This is a genomic window from Blastopirellula retiformator (assembly GCF_007859755.1).
GTDB classification, from domain to species: Bacteria; Planctomycetota; Planctomycetia; order Pirellulales; family Pirellulaceae; genus Blastopirellula; species Blastopirellula retiformator.
The window spans coordinates 923,492-939,655 of sequence record NZ_SJPF01000004.1 but is presented as its reverse complement, the minus strand read 5'-3'; the positions used below and the strand labels follow the sequence as shown (position 1 = coordinate 939,655).

The 16,164-nt window shown below is 57.9% G+C and carries 10 protein-coding genes; 5 read left to right on the top strand and 5 right to left on the bottom strand.

Translation table 11 applies throughout. The features are described 5' to 3' along the window. Nucleotides 1–37: 37 nt before the first annotated feature. Nucleotides 38–2,008, bottom strand: coding sequence for a peptide-binding protein (locus tag Enr8_RS19730; protein ID WP_146434780.1), 1,971 nt, complete (start codon nt 2,006–2,008; stop codon nt 38–40). Between the two features lie 440 nt (nt 2,009–2,448). On the opposite strand from Enr8_RS19730, the gene Enr8_RS19725 reads away from it, so the two are divergent. Both Enr8_RS19725 and Enr8_RS19720 read left to right on the top strand, forming a co-directional pair. After that, nucleotides 2,449–6,261 carry a DUF7133 domain-containing protein gene (locus Enr8_RS19725; protein ID WP_186767755.1) on the top strand — a complete coding sequence of 1,271 codons (3,813 nt, stop codon included), beginning with the start codon at nt 2,449–2,451 and terminating at the stop codon, nt 6,259–6,261. Nucleotides 6,262–6,456: 195 nt separating this feature from the next. Beyond that, on the top strand, nt 6,457–7,962 hold the full coding sequence (locus tag Enr8_RS19720) for a hypothetical protein (RefSeq protein WP_146434776.1): 1,506 nt from the start codon (nt 6,457–6,459) through the stop codon (nt 7,960–7,962). Nucleotides 7,963–8,097: 135 nt separating this feature from the next. On the opposite strand, the gene dusB is transcribed toward Enr8_RS19720, so the two are convergent. The 3 genes from dusB to Enr8_RS19705 form a co-directional block, all read right to left on the bottom strand. Continuing rightward, nucleotides 8,098–9,168, bottom strand: coding sequence for a tRNA dihydrouridine synthase DusB (gene dusB, locus Enr8_RS19715; protein ID WP_146434774.1), 1,071 nt, complete (start codon nt 9,166–9,168; stop codon nt 8,098–8,100). 56 nt (nt 9,169–9,224) lie between these two features. Further along, nucleotides 9,225–9,752 (bottom strand): hypothetical protein, encoded by a 528-nt coding sequence (locus Enr8_RS19710; protein WP_146434772.1) that lies wholly within the window; start codon nt 9,750–9,752, stop codon nt 9,225–9,227. Between the two features lie 169 nt (nt 9,753–9,921). Continuing rightward, nucleotides 9,922–10,485: a hypothetical protein gene (locus Enr8_RS19705; RefSeq protein WP_146434770.1), complete on the bottom strand. Its 564-nt coding sequence runs from the start codon at nt 10,483–10,485 to the stop codon at nt 9,922–9,924. A gap of 97 nt (nt 10,486–10,582) precedes the next feature. On the opposite strand from Enr8_RS19705, the gene queG reads away from it, so the two are divergent. Further along, nucleotides 10,583–11,716, top strand: a complete 1,134-nt coding sequence (queG, locus tag Enr8_RS19700; RefSeq protein WP_146434768.1) for a tRNA epoxyqueuosine(34) reductase QueG — start codon at nt 10,583–10,585, stop codon at nt 11,714–11,716. Nucleotides 11,717–12,112: 396 nt separating this feature from the next. On the opposite strand, the gene Enr8_RS19695 is transcribed toward queG, so the two are convergent. Further along, a complete protein-coding gene (locus Enr8_RS19695; RefSeq protein WP_146434766.1) occupies nt 12,113–13,240 on the bottom strand; it encodes an ISAs1 family transposase in 1,128 nt (375 codons plus the stop codon). Between the two features lie 378 nt (nt 13,241–13,618). Here Enr8_RS19695 and Enr8_RS19690 point away from each other — a divergent pair, with 378 nt between their 5' ends. Continuing rightward, complete coding sequence (locus Enr8_RS19690; protein WP_146434764.1) at nt 13,619–14,164, top strand: hypothetical protein; 546 nt, start codon at nt 13,619–13,621, stop codon at nt 14,162–14,164. Between the two features lie 59 nt (nt 14,165–14,223). Further along, nucleotides 14,224–16,149, top strand: coding sequence for an RHS repeat domain-containing protein (locus tag Enr8_RS19685; protein WP_146434762.1), 1,926 nt, complete (start codon nt 14,224–14,226; stop codon nt 16,147–16,149). Nucleotides 16,150–16,164 lie beyond the last annotated feature (15 nt).

The following is a 16,164-nucleotide window of genomic DNA, read 5'->3' as shown; positions in this document are numbered from 1 at the left end:
AAAAGCTACTTCGGTTTCGCTGGCCAGAAACTACGTCCTACTCGGCGGCCCAAATGCCGCTAAACCCGGGGCTGTAGTTGTAGGGTCCGCGGGGACTAAAGCGATAACCGCGGAGCTTCTTGTTGAAACCGTAGAACGAGTTGCGATAGAAGAGCCAGGTGTAGACCTGATCTTCGTACAGGATCTCGTGCACCTTGCCGTAGATTTTTGCGCGTTTCTCTTTGTCGAACTCGCGCAGACCTTGCTCAAACAGATCGTCAACTTCGGGGTTGGAGTACTGGCCGTAGTTACGACCTTCTTTCGTTCCGAAGATGTTCTCGGTCGAGTAGGGATCGGTGCTCGTTCCCCAGCCGCTGACCGAGGCCTCAAAGTTATGATCCAGGTTCAACTGCTGGAGCGCCGTGAACTCGACCATCTTGATGTTGCAGGCGACGCCGATCTTGCCCAGATCGCGCTTCAGCAGTTTGCAAACGCGCTCCAGCAGCGGATTCGGCGGGCAGACGACCGAGAACTCAAAGCGGACCTTCTTGCCGTTGATCTTCTTGTCGCGGATACCGTCCAGATCGGTGTCGACCCAGCCAGCCTCGTCCAACAGCTCTTCCGCCTTGTCCAAGTCTTGTTTGTAAGGTTCCGGAAACGGCTTCGGCGCCATCCAAGAGGTGGGATGAAACGGACCAGCGGCCGGCTCATAGAGTCCCCCAAACAGCTTGTTCAGCATTTCCTCGTGATGAAACGAGTACGACATCGCCTGGCGAACGCGTTTGTCTTCAAAGAAGACCGACTTCACATTCCAACAAATATGAAAGCTGACCCATTCGGTGTCGGTCGCTTTCGTGTTGTGCTCATAGAACTTTTCATCCGCCGCTTGCGTCGACCACAAATTGGCGGGAATCGCCATTTCCTCGATCGAACCGGTTTTCAGCGCCAGGATTGCAGTATTCGGGTCTTCGATAATGCGGAAGCGGATCGTCTTGAAGTAAGGCTTATTACGCACCTGCTTGCCGTCGACCATGTAGAAGTCTTCGCGGCGTTCCAAGACGATTTCCTGCCCGCGATCATGCTTGACCAGCATGTAAGGACCGCCGCAGACCGGGTTCTCTTCCAGGTCGGCGTGCGCCTTGCTCAGCCGCATCGTTGGATCTTCTTTGATCGTCTCTTCGTAGATGTGCTTCGGAATCACGGGGAAGTTGATGTTCCAGACGTTGACCGGAGTCGACTCGCGATGGAAGTAGACGATCGTGTTGTCATCGTAGGCCTGCACCCAGCGAATCCGATCGGTTCCCTGCTTCACGGCCGGAACCTGCGACGCCGGATCCATGATCACCTGAAACGAGAACATCACGTCCTGGGCGGTGAACTTTTTGCCGTCCGACCAATAGATGTCGTCCCGCAACACCACCTTGTCGTACAAGCCGTCCTCGCTCGTCTGCCAGCTGACGACGTAGTCGGAGTTGGCCAACGGGTCCATGTTCCAATCGAAGCCGAAGACCTCGATCCCCATCAGCCCAACCACGTCGAACTCGGTGACCGAGCTGATCATCAGCGGATTGGTGCTTTTGGCGTCGCCGCCAACGTGACGCACGATCGTCGCGTCGTAGTTGACCTCATCCTCTGACAAGGGCTGCCGACCGAGGGCCGACAAGATCTTTTCGTTATTCTCTTTATTGGGCGGAAAGTCGTTCTTCAGCGACAGCGCGGTCTCGGCATCGGTCAGCGCCGGCTCTTTTTCGAGCTCTTTCTTCAGCTGCTCGATCGGATCGACGACCGGCTGATCGACCCATTTGACTTTTTCATCCAGCTCTTCGAGCGTCGGAGCGTCATACGGCTCAAGCAGCGTTTCCGCTTCCTCCGGCTCTTCTGTCTCGGTCGTCGTTTCGCCTTCCCCACTACCAGAGGTAGTCGGCTGCTCAGTCGTCGTCGTCTCTCCTCCAGAACCGCCGCATCCAGAAACGCCCGCTAGCAGCAGGCAAGCTACGATCAGAAACCCTGGGAGAAAACGCCAATTCATCAGCAAATATCCTTTCCACGACGTCGCCAGAGGATAGCGAAGCCGCGCGTGGTGGGAATTTAAGGACTAGAGCCAAGCGAGCTAAGACAGGTAGCTTCCGCAAACGCTGCCCCTCGCGTCAGACAAGGTGTTTGCATCCTATTCTGTTGACGCGGTAACGGTCAATAACAAGTAAATGCGCAACTTTTTTCCCTTACTTTTCTCGCAATGGATGCGCCAGAGTGCTGGCACGTTTCCGCTGGCGCGGTTGGTAATTTTTCATAATTAGTCCGGAAATGCCAGTTTTGCTGATTTTGTGAATCGCGAGGCCCGATTCATGAAATGATGCCGCATTTTTCCATCTGCGACAAAGCGTCGTGGGAGGGTGGCATACCCCTACAGGGCAGACCAGTAACGACGTAACTAAGCCAACTGCTCGAATGCTCCAACCAGCCATGAACGTGAAAAGACTGACTCAGCTCCTGACTTGCGGGCTCCTGCTGATTGCCGCAGGATCGGTAAATGCCGAGACCGCCAACTGGATTTGGGCCCCACAGCATTCCAAAGACGCGGTCCCGCGCACCAGCTGTTTCTTCCGCAAGACGATCAACGTCCGCGGTTCGCAGCGGGTGATTTTGCAGGCCGCCGCCGATGACGCCTACGATCTGTGGATCAATGGCGATCGGGTCGCCAGCGGCCAGTCTTGGCAGCAAATGCGGACAATCGACATCAGCCGGCACATCGTCGCCGGCCGCAACGTGATCGCCGTTCAGGTCACCAATACGACCGGCCCGACCGCCGCTTTGGCGGTGCGTCTGCAGTTCACCGATCAAAACGGTCGCACGGTCGATGTCGTCAGCGACGGCACCTGGCTGGCCAGCACGCGGATCATTCCGCAGTGGCAATCGACGCAATACAACGACTCACAGTGGTCGGCGGTGCAGGTTTACGGCCCGAGGGGCACGACCGCTCCGTGGTTGGCCGAAGGAGCGATTCCGGTTCCGTCGGTCGACGATCCGACCACCACAACCGTTTCGACTCCCATCGCCCCGAAAGAAGAGCCCCGCTTCCAGATCATGCCGGGCTTCGCGATTCAGGAAGTAATCTCGGCCGAAAAGACCGGTTCGCTGTTGGCGATGGCCTTCAATGAGTTCGGCAGCATCGTCGCCTCGCAAGAGGGTGGCCCGCTGATGATCTTCTCGGACGAGAACAAGGATGGCGTCGTCGACACCGGCCGCGTCTACTGCGACGAAGTGAAAAACGTGCAGGGAATCCTGCCGCTTAACGGCGACGTTTACGCCATCGGCGAAGGCCCGCAAGGGACCGCCATGTATCACCTGAAAGACGAAGACCAGGATGGTCAGCTCTCGATCAGCGAAACGTTGATCAAGTTCACCGGCCCGCTTGGCGAACATGGCGCCCACCAAATGGCGCTCGGCCCTGACGGTTTGATCTATCTGACGGTCGGCAACCACACGCAAATGGCCGGCCAGATTTCCGAAACCAGCCCCCATCGCAACTACTACGAAGGGGACCTGGTCAAACGCTTTGAAGATCCCGGCGGACATGCGGTTGGCGTCAAAGCGCCCGGCGGGATGATCCTGCGGACCGATGTCGACGGCAGCTTTGTCGAAGTGGTCGCCGGCGGTCTGCGGAATGCGTTCGACCTGTCGTTCAATCGCGACGGCGAACTGTTCACCTACGACTCGGACATGGAATGGGACGAAGGCCTCGTCTGGCACTTGCCGCCGCGCGTGCTGCAGGTCATCCCTGGCGCCGAGTTCGGTTGGCGCAGCGGTTGGGCGAAGTGGCCGTCGTTCTACATCGATAGCCTGCCGGCGACGCTGGAAACCAAGGCCGCCTCGCCGACCGGCATGGTCTTTTATGATCACCAGAAATATCCGCCCCGCTACCAGGATCGCCTGTTTGCGTGCGATTGGTCGAATGGCCGCATCACCACGCTGCAGTTCATCACCGACCGAGCCGGCTACCGCGCTTCGCAGGAAGACTTCCTGGAAGGGAAGCAGTTCAACGCCACCGACATCGACGTTGGCCCCGACGGTTGGTTGTACATCAGCACCGGCGGTCGCGGAACCGACGGCGGCATCTACCGCATCGTCTGGAAAGGCGATGAACCGGCCGGCCAGCTGAAGGATGACGAAACCGGCATTGTCGCCGCCGTTCGCCAACCGCAGCCGCATAGCGCCTGGGGTCGCCAGCACATCGCCGAAATTCAAGCCGACATGGGCAACACCTGGGACGCCCAAGTCCAAGGGGTCGCCATCGCCGAGAAAAACCCGTCGCAGTTCCGCGTTCGGGCCCTCGAACTGATGCAACTGTACGGCCCGACGCCGAGCATCGAATTTCTGCTGAAGCTTTCCAATGATCCCGACGCCGACGTGCGAATGAAGACGCTGAAACTGCTCAGCCTCCGCAACGAATCGGAAGCGGCGGATCGCATCGCCGATATGCTGTCGGACGCCAGCCCCAAGGTGCGCCGCTCGGCCGCCGAAGCGCTCGCCTACAAGGACGCCAAGATCCCGCTGAGCCTGATCGAGCCGATTTTAACCTCGACCGATCGTCGCGAAGCCTGGGCGGGTCGCCGGTTGTTGGAACGTCAGCCGGTCGACGAGTGGTTTGGCGAAATCCTGTCGACCAAGGACGCTCACCTGTTCAACATGGGCGCCGTGGCGGCGATGATCGCCGATCCGACGCACGACCGGGCGGTCAAGATCTGCAACCGGGCCAGCGAGTTGCTCGACACCTACCTGACCGACCAGGATTTCAAAGACATCATGCGAGTGATTCAGGTCGCGATTTTCCGCGGCGAAATGAAGAACTCGGAACTGGGACGCCTGGGCGAACAGATTGCCCGCGAGTTCCCGGCCGGCGATCACGTGATGAATCGCGAGTTGATTCAGACGCTCGCCTTCCTGCAGGAAGGTTCGATCACCGATCGGTACATCACTCACCTCGACAGCAACATCCCGAACAGCGAACGCCTGTTCCTGGCGATGCAGATGACCTTCATTCCGACTGGCTGGTCCCGCGAAGAGAAGCTGAAACTGATCGGCCATCTTGAGAAGGGGTTGGAGATCGACGGCGGGGAAGGGTTGCGAGGCTATGTCGAAATGTCGACTAAGCAGTTCGTCAAACATCTGGACCCGGAAGAGAAGCTGTTGTTGTTGACCGTCGGCGACGTCTGGCCGAACGCGACCTTGGCGGCGTTGTTTGAACTGCCGGAAGAACGTCCGGCCTTCATCATCGACACCCTGTGCGGCGTCGACAGGAAGCTGCAGGGCCGCGAAGGCGCCGTGATCGAGCGGCTGCAGATGGGGATCGTGGCGATCCTGGCCGAAAGCGACAACGACGAGATGATGGCTTATCTGCGAGAGGTCTATCGCGACTATCCGGAACGCCGAGCCTCGGTCGCGATGGGTCTGGCCCAGCAGCCGACCGGCGAAAACTTCGCTTTGCTGTTGGACAGCCTCTCGATCTTGAAGGGGGAATTCGCCAGTGCGGTCCTCGCCAAGTTGCGCAACGCCCCGGCCACGTCGACCAATCCGGAACATATCCGCCAGTTGATCATTTTGGCCGACCAACTGCAGGACGAAGGGGGAATCAACGCGATTCGCCTGCTCGAAAAATGGACCGGCGAGTTTCCGGCCAGCAACACCGCGCCGATCGCCGATCGCGTCGTCGCCTGGCAAGATTGGTTCGCCGAGAACCATCCCGAAATGCCGGAAGCGAAACCGGTCGACCTCGCCAAGGGGAACTGGAACCTGGATGAGTTGGTCGACTACCTGACCGACGACGAGTTCCAGGGGGGCGATCACGCCAACGGCAAGCAGGTCTTCAAGAAGGCCCAGTGTGCGGCGTGTCACCGCGTCGGCTCGTTTGGCGAAGCGGTCGGTCCTGACTTGACCGAGGTTGCCCGTCGCTTCCAGAAACGTCAGATCCTGGAGTCGGTGTTGTTCCCGTCGCACGTGATCAGCGATCAGTACGCGGCTCGCAAAGTATTGACGATGGACGGCAAGGTCCTGGTCGGCTTAGTGACTCGCACCACTGACGGCGACGTCATCCTGACTGGCCAAGATGGCGCCAAGCGGACGATCATGGCCAACGAGATCGACGAGATCGCCAGCAGCCCGACCAGCGTGATGCCGGAAGGCCTGCTCGATCAGCTGACCGCCGAAGAAATCGCCGACCTGATGACCTTCCTGGGCGCCGCCCCCGAAGCGAAAGTCGCCGGTCAGGCCAAGACCAGCCGCTAGGCAATAGATGACAATCCTAAAAGGAGCCGCTTTCACCCGAAAACGGCTCCTTTTTTCGTGCGCCAGTCCATGGACCGGGTGGCCCAGCTTCTTCCTCGGCAAAGATTGCATTCCCCCCGGCGGTCGGCTATAAAAATCGAATCCCCTGACGTTCTCCCATGTGCCGCCACTTTTCTCGCGCATGAAAGGCAAGTCATGCAAGAAGCAGAACCGCATCGCGTCCTCGTTCGGGGCGAGATTTCGTGGGTCATTCACCTCCTGCGGGCAGTTGGTCCGATTCTGGTCGTCATCGGGATCGTCCTTGGTTTTCAGCCCAATAACGACGGGGCGGACGACTTCTTCTTTTATGGCGGGCTGATCGTCACCGGCATCATGGAAACGATCGCTTTCCTCAAACGACGCGGCCGGGTCTGGTGCGCCGACTTGGGGCATGGCTTCGCCATTTCCGAACTGGGCGAGGACCACACGTTTGCCGACGCCGACGTGCTGGCGATGTCGCTCTGGGACAAGAAGATTTTTAACAACGGCAACGCGGCCGGCATCCAGCGTGACGTTCGCTATTGGGTCGTCGATCGCGACAAGCCGATCGTGATGAACTACCGCATCAAAGAAGATCGCCCCGACCAGGTCGCCGATCTGCATAACCGCCTGCTCGACATGCTCGAGCACCGCGCGTCCGAGGCGCTCGAGCGAGGCGAACATGCGGCCGGCGAAGGGTGGGCGATCAGCCAATCGGCCTTGGCGGTCGGGACGTCGCAAGACAGTCTCGTTCCGTTTGAGCAACTGCAGGCAGTCGACGTCTACGGCGACCAGGTCTGCATCTGGCGGCACGATGACGAGCATGCGTCGATCAAGTTTCCGATCAAAGGCCGCAACTCGTACCTGTTGATCCGAATGCTGCATAAGCTGATCCCCGAGCGCGATTCCAGTCATACCCCGGTCAATGGCCTGGGCCGCGTGTTGTTTGAACGGGCAACTCGCTTCCGTGCGGTTGGCTGGTTCGTGGCGATCACGCTGACGATTCTTAGCCTGCTGCTCTTCGTCATCCACCCGCTGCTCGGCATCGCGGCGCCGCTTGCGGTGATCGCCATCAGCGCGTTTAGCTATTACTACTGCGAAAAGACCTCGTTCCGCTGTCACGAACATGGGGTCTATCAATCAGGCATGTTCGGCGAGCAAGAGCTGCGGTACGAAGATGTCGAATCGTTCACCTATTCGGCGACCCGCCACTACTACAACGGCGCCTACACCGGCACGCAGACGCAAATGTCGTTCGAGCCCCGTCTTGGTACCGACAGCAAGAAGATCACCTACAGCGCCAACATCCGCGGCGCCGACGATGACCTGGATGTGCTTCGCAACCAAGTCTCATCGGTAATCGGCGCGGCGATGCTACAAGAAATCGCCGCTGGCCGCCCAGTCGCCTGGACGCCGGCAATCACTTTCTACGACGAGTATCTCGAATTCGTGCCGACCTCGTTCTTCGGCGGCAAGAAAACGCCGGTCCAGCTACCCTGGAACCAGATTGCGAACTTCGATATTCAGGAAGGCAACTTCCACATCTGGCAAGTCAACAACCAGAAATCGGTCATCCACGAACCAGTCTCGAACAAGAACTTCTTCCCCGGCTTCTTCGTCTTCTGCCAGATACTGTCGCCGCCAGAGAACGCGGAAGAGGAGCAGTTGGTCGAAGCAGAGTAGACGCCCGCCTGCTCTCTAACGTGTGCCACTGCTGGCTTGCCCAGCAGTGCGAACCGGGTACCAGCCAGCCACCGCTGGCGCCATCTTCTTATCGCGTCTTCGCGAGAAGAGCATGGCGCCAGGGGAATAGACCTACTACGAAGCCCCGGCCGATTCCACCGCTTCCGGCGCTGGATCGCGCGGAAACAGATTCTCGACAATCTCATAGAATTCGGCCTGCGACGAGACCTTCGCCGCCGCGGTCCGAAACGCCCGGGCGCCGTACATGCCGGTCGCATAGCAGCAGGCGAACTTCCGCATCAGCATCGTTCCCTTCTCAACGCCAAACCGCTTCACCACCAGGTCGTAGTGCCGCAGCAGACAGGCCCGCTGCTCGGTCAGGCTCGGGTCAGCCGGAACCGGCTCTCCCTTGAGCGCGGCCGCCGCTTGGGCAAACAACCACGGGCGGCCCAAACAGGCCCGGGCGATCATCACGCCGTCGACGTTGTAGCTGCGAAACGCCTCGACCACCTTGGCGGCCGAATCGAGATCGCCATTGCCGATCAGCGGGATCTTCTTCAGGTACGGTTTGATCTCCGAGATCTTCTCCCAGTCGGCGCTTCCCTTAAAGAAGTCAGCGGCAGTCCGGCCATGCACCGTCAGTGCGGCGGCGCCTGCCTCTTCGACCACCTGGGCGATCTCGTGGGCGTTGATGCACTCGCGGCTACAGCCGAGACGAATCTTGGCCGTCACCGGCGTCGGAGCACATGCCTGGACGACGCGCTGAATGATCGAGAACATCTTCTCGGGCCACCGCAGCAGGTACGATCCGCTATGGGCCGACTGCGTCACTTGCTTGACCGGGCAGCCAAAGTTGATGTCGACCACACTGACGCCGAATTCGCCGACCAGCCGTTCGCCCACGCGGGCCATCGTGTCAGGGTCGTTGTCCCACATCTGCACCGCCAGCGGCCGGGCTTCGTCTTCGACGCCCCACAGACGATCAGGGAACTCCGCCTGCTGATCGAGCCAGACAAAGCTGCGGGCCGAGACCATTTCGGTCGCCTGCAGCCCGACGCCCCCATATTCGCGGACAATCTGCCGGAAGGCGTAGTTGGTGTAGCCCGCCATCGGCGCTTGCAGGATCGGGGGATCAATCACCAGATCCCCGATTTGCAGCGGCTCTACCGAGATTGGGGGGAGCGCATTGTCGGCGGAGTCATTCATAACGCTCTATCGTCGGCGGCATGCCGCTTGCCGTCAAGCCGCGCTTGCCGCAGCAATTACTGGCTGACCGGTTGCCAATTGAGGCCGCCCGCAGGCTCATTGACCCGCATTCCCTGGGTTTGCAAGGTCGATTGGCCCGATGCCGGGACCGGCGTGGTCACCGACTGGACCGGTTCCTGGGCGCTGGTCAGTTGAATGTTGGAATTGCTGGCCGTGTCCAGGCTCGAACCGCGCCATTGCGTGGCCGGCGGAGCGCCGGTCGACGGATACGTGGTCGCGGGTGGGGCGCTTAACGCCGGAGCGGCGCCGGCCGGCGGAGGAGCCAGATTGCCGCCCAGTGGAGCATACGCGCCGGTTGCCGGAGCGCCAGCCGCCGGCGTGCCCAACGTCGCGGCAGGAGCAGCCCCTGCTTGCGGCTGATAATACGGGGCGGTTGTCGCAGGCTGCCCATAGCTGCCGGTCGCCGGCGGCGGAACCCGCTGCGGCCCATACGCGGCGAACGGATTGAGCTGCGAACTATTCTTTTGACAACCGAGCGTCAGTCCGCACGCGACGATAGCCAGCCCTAGATATACGCGATTCATCGGGAATTCCTTTCCCTTGCAGCGTCTCGTTCGATCTTGAAATCGGACGCTTGAAGCTCGTCCTCATTGCCTTGAAAGGAGGACGAGCAGGTTCCATTAGGTCGATGCAAGCACGCGGAAGGATAGCTAGAACGCTGGCGCCGACCAAGGCCTATTTTCGAAAATCTGACTACGGATTCACAATTTTCGTAAAGCTGACCGGCACAACTTCGCTGGAATCGACGAACGGGTTGATCACCACCTGCGGCGTCGGCCACGGGCTAGCAGTCGTTTCGTCCGCTGCAGGAACCGCTTCTTCCACGGCCGGGGCTTCGGTCGCCGCTTCGTCCGTAGCTTCGTTGCTCGGCGTTTCGGCGACGGGGGCGGCTTCTTCGGTCGCAACCGGAACTTCGGTCGCAACGTACGGGTTAATCACGACCTGCGGCTCCGGCGTCGGCGCTTGATAGACGACCCGCTGCGACGGTTGGTAGCTGCTGATCGCGAACGGGCTGATGCCGTACGGGCGAGCGACCGAGTGCGAATAATAGACCGGCGGGTGAATCGCGTAGTACGGGGGCGTCGGAACATTGTTGCTGTAGTAGCCAAATCCGCCGTAACCGCCGAAGTTGGTGATGCCGTAACCGCTAAAGCCAGCCCGCGGTCCAAAACAACCGGGGAAGTAAGCGTCGGCGGACGAACTCATGGCGCAAGCCGCAGCGACGGCCACCAGGCCGAACAAAAGAGAGCGTAACATTGGGGAGACTCGCTTGTCGGGGGAGACGATAAGCACCTATCTTGGTTCAATAAGTTCCACGCTAATTACGAACCGCTAGCAGTCAAATAAAAAACGCTTGACCTGTTCTCTCGATCCATCAACGCTCACCCGCGCAATTAAGGAAGCGGCCCACCGGCTTGGCTTCCTGCATGTCGGCGTCTGCCCGGCGGTAACGCCGACCGGTATCGACGCCTTCCGCGACTGGCTGGCCGCCGGATACGCCGGCGAAATGCAGTACCTGGCCGATCGCGTCGACGCCTACGCCGATCCCAATTTGGTGCTAGACGGCGCCCGCAGCATCGTGATGCTGACCTTGCCCTACCGCACCGATCCGCCGCGGCAATCCGCAGCGGGGCAGGGGAGAGTCTCGCGCTACGCCTGGGGAGAAGTCGATTATCACGATCTGATTCACGACAAGCTGAAAGCGCTCAAGCGGGAGGTTCAACAACGGACCGGCGACGCCGATGCCCGCGGCGTGGTCGACACCGCGCCGCTGCTCGAGCGCGACTTCGCCAACCTGGCAGGCCTCGGCTGGATCGGCAAGAACACGCTGCTGCTCAACAAACATGCCGGCAGTCTCTTCTTCCTCGCCGCGCTGCTGACCAATGTCGAGCTTGAGTATGACGAGCCCCACACCGCCAGCCACTGCGGCACATGCACGGCGTGCCTAGATGTCTGCCCAACCGACGCCTTCCCTGCGCCGCATGTCTTAGACGCCACCCGCTGCATCAGCTATCTGACGATCGAACTACGCGGCCCGATCCCCCGCGACCTGCGCGACGGAATCGGCGAGTGGGTCTTCGGCTGCGACCTCTGCCAAGACGTCTGCCCCTGGAACCGCAAAGCGCCCCACAGCGCCGAGAAACAATTCCTCCCCCAGCGCGGCAACAACCCGCTCGACCTGATCGCGCTGTTTGATTTAGACGACGAAACATTCCGCCACCGCTTCCGCAAATCGCCCATCTGGCGCCCACGCCGCAGAGGCCTACTGCGCAACGCAGCAATCGCACTGGGCAACCGACCCACGCCCGCCGCGGTGCCGGCGCTGGTTAAGGGATTAAACGATGAAGAGCCGCTGATCCGCGGAGCAGCCGCTTGGGCGCTATCGAAGTATGGCTGCTCCGAGTCGCGAAATGCACTGCAGGCAAGAGCCGAAATTGAAGCGGATTCAATGGTTCAAGAAGAACTAAAATTCGCCCTTCAATCGTAGGGCAGGCCGTGCCTGCCGAGTGCAACCGGTCGCCAACCAAAGGACGCCACGGTCGTCTGCGACAGTGCTCTTCAACCTGACCATGTGACGGGGTCAGCAACGCAAGAATCTCAGGCAAGCTATTCTTTTGACTTCCCGTCCACAATTCAATACTTTACTGAATTGAGGCACTTGGCACTGTCGCAGACGACAGTGGCACCCAAGACAAAGATGGGCGAACAGTGCCACCCGGCCGTGTTTTTCGCGAAGTAGAAATTGAGGGTGAAGGATGATTAAGGTCATCGTTGAGTACATGGCGCGGGGAAGTTGTGGTTCGTCGGCGATTCATTCTCCGATCTGGTGTGTCCTTGAAATGGGATTGCAGCATATCCAAAGTCACGGCGATCGCACCATAAATTACGTCCCCAGCAACACTTCCAGCAGATAGGCGTCGTTCCGCCCCGCTTTTAGCCGCTTGTTCTTCACGCCCACCTTGGCCGTTTTGTTGTTCTTCAAGAGGCTCAAGCTCGTTCTTCGCAGCAGGCTGAAGTTGATGTCGGCGCTTCCTTTTCGGATGCGGCTTTGGTCTTCGCCGAACGTTACGTCGAGTTGCCAATGCAAACTGTTCTCGATGCTCCAGTGACCACGCACCGCTTCGGCGAAGCGTTTGCCCGTGAGGTATTTGCTCACGATATAGTAGCGGACGTCGCTTGTCTCTTTGCCGTTTTGCGTCACGATGTTGATCGTCATGCCGATCGCTTTCAAATTCTTCCACTTGCTCGCGTACGGAAAGTCCTCCGCATCGATCGGGCAGAGATAATAGTAGCGCGACTCCTCGCGGCCATGCCCTTTCTCGTGTGTCTCGTGACGATGAACTTTCAGCTTCTTGAAGTCGACTTCCATCGCGGCGACGAAGTGATCGCGAATCGCCTGGTGCAGGTATCGCTGATTTCCTTTGATCGCCAGGCAATAATCGCCGCCTGCGTCGACGATCTTGGCGGCGATTTCTTTCTGACAACCCATCGCGTCGATCGTCACCAAACAGCCGGAAACCTCGATGATTTCAAGCAATTTCGGAATCGCCGTGATCTCGTTACTCTTGGCGTCGGTCGCCACTTGACCGAGGCTGACATGGTTGGCGGTCGCCCAAGCGCTGACCATGTGAATGGCCGCCTTGCTGCTGGCGGCGTCGAAACTGTGCCGCAAATTTTTACCATCGATCGCGATGATTTGTCCGTCGGTAATGTCCTGCAGCGCCGTGATCCAACTCAGCAAACACTTCTCGAACTCGGCCGGCTTGAGCGCGCCGAGAATCGCGTTGAAGCGATCGTGCGAAGGGACGCCGGTGCTCATGTCGAGAAACTTCGAGAGCCACTCCTTCTTATCCTCTGCCCAATCGGCGATGGCGACAAAATCATCCGCCCCGCCGAGCACGGCGCAGAGCGACATCGTGACGATGTTGACCAGCGGATAAGTCACCTTCCGCGTGCGCGGATCGGTCAGGTCGGCAAAGTGCTGTTGAATCGAAGCGGCCGCAGAAGACATGCGGAAGACCTCCCTGCAAAGCGAACGCCTGGCGGCGAAACGAATGTCGCAAAAACGCCAAGACGTATTTGCCGGATTATCGCAGATTGCCCATCATGGCGCAATCGCCGTGATTGTTGGAATCTGTTGATGCATGTCGTAGCTGTCAGACATACCTTTCAAGTCTAGTGACACTCCTTCCTCCTGGATAGTATTATTGTAGGCACGATGGTCCTTACAAACTTATGTGAAGAATTCTGTGCGACTTGGGGACGAACTTCTATCAGTTGTGACATGTGTCCCCATCCAATGTTATCCACAGAACAGAATTCGGTACTACAGCGTTTTCTTTCCTTTAGTTATCCGTCGCGTTGTTCCTTTGAGACGCCTAGATTTGAGGTGGCCTTTTTCCAACCCAATCCGAACGAATCCGTCGATGCTTACTTATCGCGTCGAATCTTTACCTCCGGAATTGAGGTGATCGTTCCGGATTGTCAGACGGACGAGACGCATGAACCAGATGGACTTGATCTCTTCCCTTCCGGCGAAATCGGAATTTCCCGATTGCACGGAACTCACGACATCGTCTACGACTCGATTAGTCAGGTGCTCGAAAGGGATGCGTTGTTGGAGTCAAGGGATGTGGAGTATTTAGGAACAATTGAGCTTGATCCAAATCTTGACCGTGATGACATTCTGGATTTGCTTCCTTCACATACATTATACCAGCCGGCATCAGACCCTCGTAATATTATTATGTTTTGCAATGACTCGGTTGTCATTTGCCATAACTGGTGTCATTACTATATACCGAACTTTATGACCATCCGTCCAAACTTCACCATGCGTGCGTTTGGGCATTCGGCTACACAATTTCTACCACTGGCTAGGGACTTAGGCAGTGCTGTAACGTCGTTCGTGCCTTGCGATAACCCACGACTTTAGGACAGTAGACGAACAAGCGGTCGACGTACAACGACAAGCTCACTGAGTTCGACTACGAAGTGCGGGCCGATGGCAAGCGGATCGGCGTTACCGAAACGTACTGGCTCGACGAAAACCAAGACGGCACGCCAGAGGCCCACACGGTCGACATCGATTGGACCTACGATGCCCTGGGCCGCCTGACGCAGGAAACGATCGACCACTTCCACAACCAGTTCGATCAAACCGAGACGTTCGAGTACGACCTGGTCGGCAATCGCACCAAGAAGGAACTCGACAGCGACTTCGATGGCAACGTCGACGAGGCGATCGCCTACCTGTATGACGCCAACGATCGCTTGCAAACCGAAGAGCGAGATGTCAATAATGACAGCACGGTCGACGTCACCACCACCTACGCCTACGACCATACGCAACAGACGTCGAAAACGGTCTTTGACAATTCAGCTTCCCAGAACACTTCGCAGACGTCGTTTGAGTACGACCTGCAAGGTCGGTTGTATACGGCCACGGTCACCACTTACACCAGTGGTACTGCATCACGAATCGAAAAAACGACCTACGACTACGACGCCACCGGCATCCGCGTCAGTGCCAAGCATCAAGTCGATACCGACGCCAACGGCACCTGGGACGAGACGACCGACACCGAGTACCTGGTCGACCACCAAAACCCGACCGGCTACCAGCAGGTGATCAAGGAGACCATCTACGACGACCAGGGCAACGTCGTCAAAGTCATCGAGTACAACTTCGGCCACGACGAAATCAGCCAGACCGTCACCGAATATAATACGGCTGGCCAAGTCACTGCACAGCACACCGAAATCTTCGGCCACGATGGCCACGGCAGCGTGAAGGTTCTCTACGACGCAGCCGCGGCAATCGCCCAGGTCTACACCTACGAAGCCTACGGCCAAATGCTGGCGATTCATAATGCAATCGCCGGGGTAGTAGGAACCACCGAAGCCACCGCCCTAACTACGCTGCTCTATAGCGGTGAGCAGTTTGATTCTCGGATTGGTCAGCAGTATCTCAGGGCAAGGTACTACGATCCGAACTCCGGGCGGTTTAACCGGTTGGATCCGTTCGCGGGGAATTCTCAGGACCCTCAGAGTTTCCATAAGTATTTGTATACGCATGGAAACCCGGTGATGGGGCTGGATCCGACGGGAGTGTTTGATGTCATCAGCATGCTTGCTTCCGTCGACATTAGCGTTTCTACAGATTCTAAAGATGCAAGTGCAAGCGTTAATGCCATTAGTACAGCTCACCGCTTTAAACGCACAATGCAGATCTATCAGAAAGCTCTAAAGATCTTTAACAAGGTGAGAGATACCGCACAAGACATTGCTGATATTATTGATTTGCTTTCATTTGATCCAAGCGACATCAAGGGCATAACGAACTCCCTGGCAGCAGTGGGGATTAGTAAAGCAATTACATATCTTCCGGATAAAGTTATTTCGCGCAAAATCACTCTCCCCAAAAAGGTCCTGAAGAAGTTCAATAAAACCGCCTCACGTTTTTACGGTTGGGGTATGTTCCATTCCAAAGTTTCTGAAATCATAGGAGAGTTAGGACTCGGGCTTATCCTGTACGCCCTGGATTTTGAAATGGCCCCCCTAACAATTCATGCCGTTCACGGTCCAGACCAAGTTGCACGACAGCGGTCAACCGGACTTTGGGGCATCTTCGAGGCAAAGGGAGGCAAAGCTGGTTTAGGGGGCGCTAAATATGGAAGACAGATGATGGGAGACTGGATTACCCATTGGATGAAGAGGATGATCGATCAGAATCAAGGTACATCATTTGGAGAATCACTCGAAGACGCCTACGACGATAAATCACCGATGCTTGCTGCTATCGCAAGATTGAATCTCCGTGATCCTAACACGCAATTGCATTTTGCCGCGCAAAAATACGAACCTCCTACCGGTTCGAACATGAAGTGGTGGGGCGATGAGTGGAATAAGCCCTATTAAATCAACCGAGGAGCC

What these genes read in the sequence shown, in the direction of transcription:
- Enr8_RS19730 (WP_146434780.1), bottom strand. Translation starts at nt 2,008, where the DNA reads ATGAATTGGCGTTTTCTCCCAGGGTTTCTGATCGTAGCTTGCCTGCTG.
- Enr8_RS19720 (WP_146434776.1), top strand. Translation starts at nt 6,457, where the DNA reads ATGCAAGAAGCAGAACCGCATCGCGTCCTCGTTCGGGGCGAGATTTCG.
- dusB (WP_146434774.1), bottom strand. Translation starts at nt 9,168, where the DNA reads ATGAATGACTCCGCCGACAATGCGCTCCCCCCAATCTCGGTAGAGCCG.
- Enr8_RS19710 (WP_146434772.1), bottom strand. Translation starts at nt 9,752, where the DNA reads ATGAATCGCGTATATCTAGGGCTGGCTATCGTCGCGTGCGGACTGACG.
- Enr8_RS19705 (WP_146434770.1), bottom strand. Translation starts at nt 10,485, where the DNA reads ATGTTACGCTCTCTTTTGTTCGGCCTGGTGGCCGTCGCTGCGGCTTGC.
- Enr8_RS19695 (WP_146434766.1), bottom strand. Translation starts at nt 13,240, where the DNA reads ATGTCTTCTGCGGCCGCTTCGATTCAACAGCACTTTGCCGACCTGACC.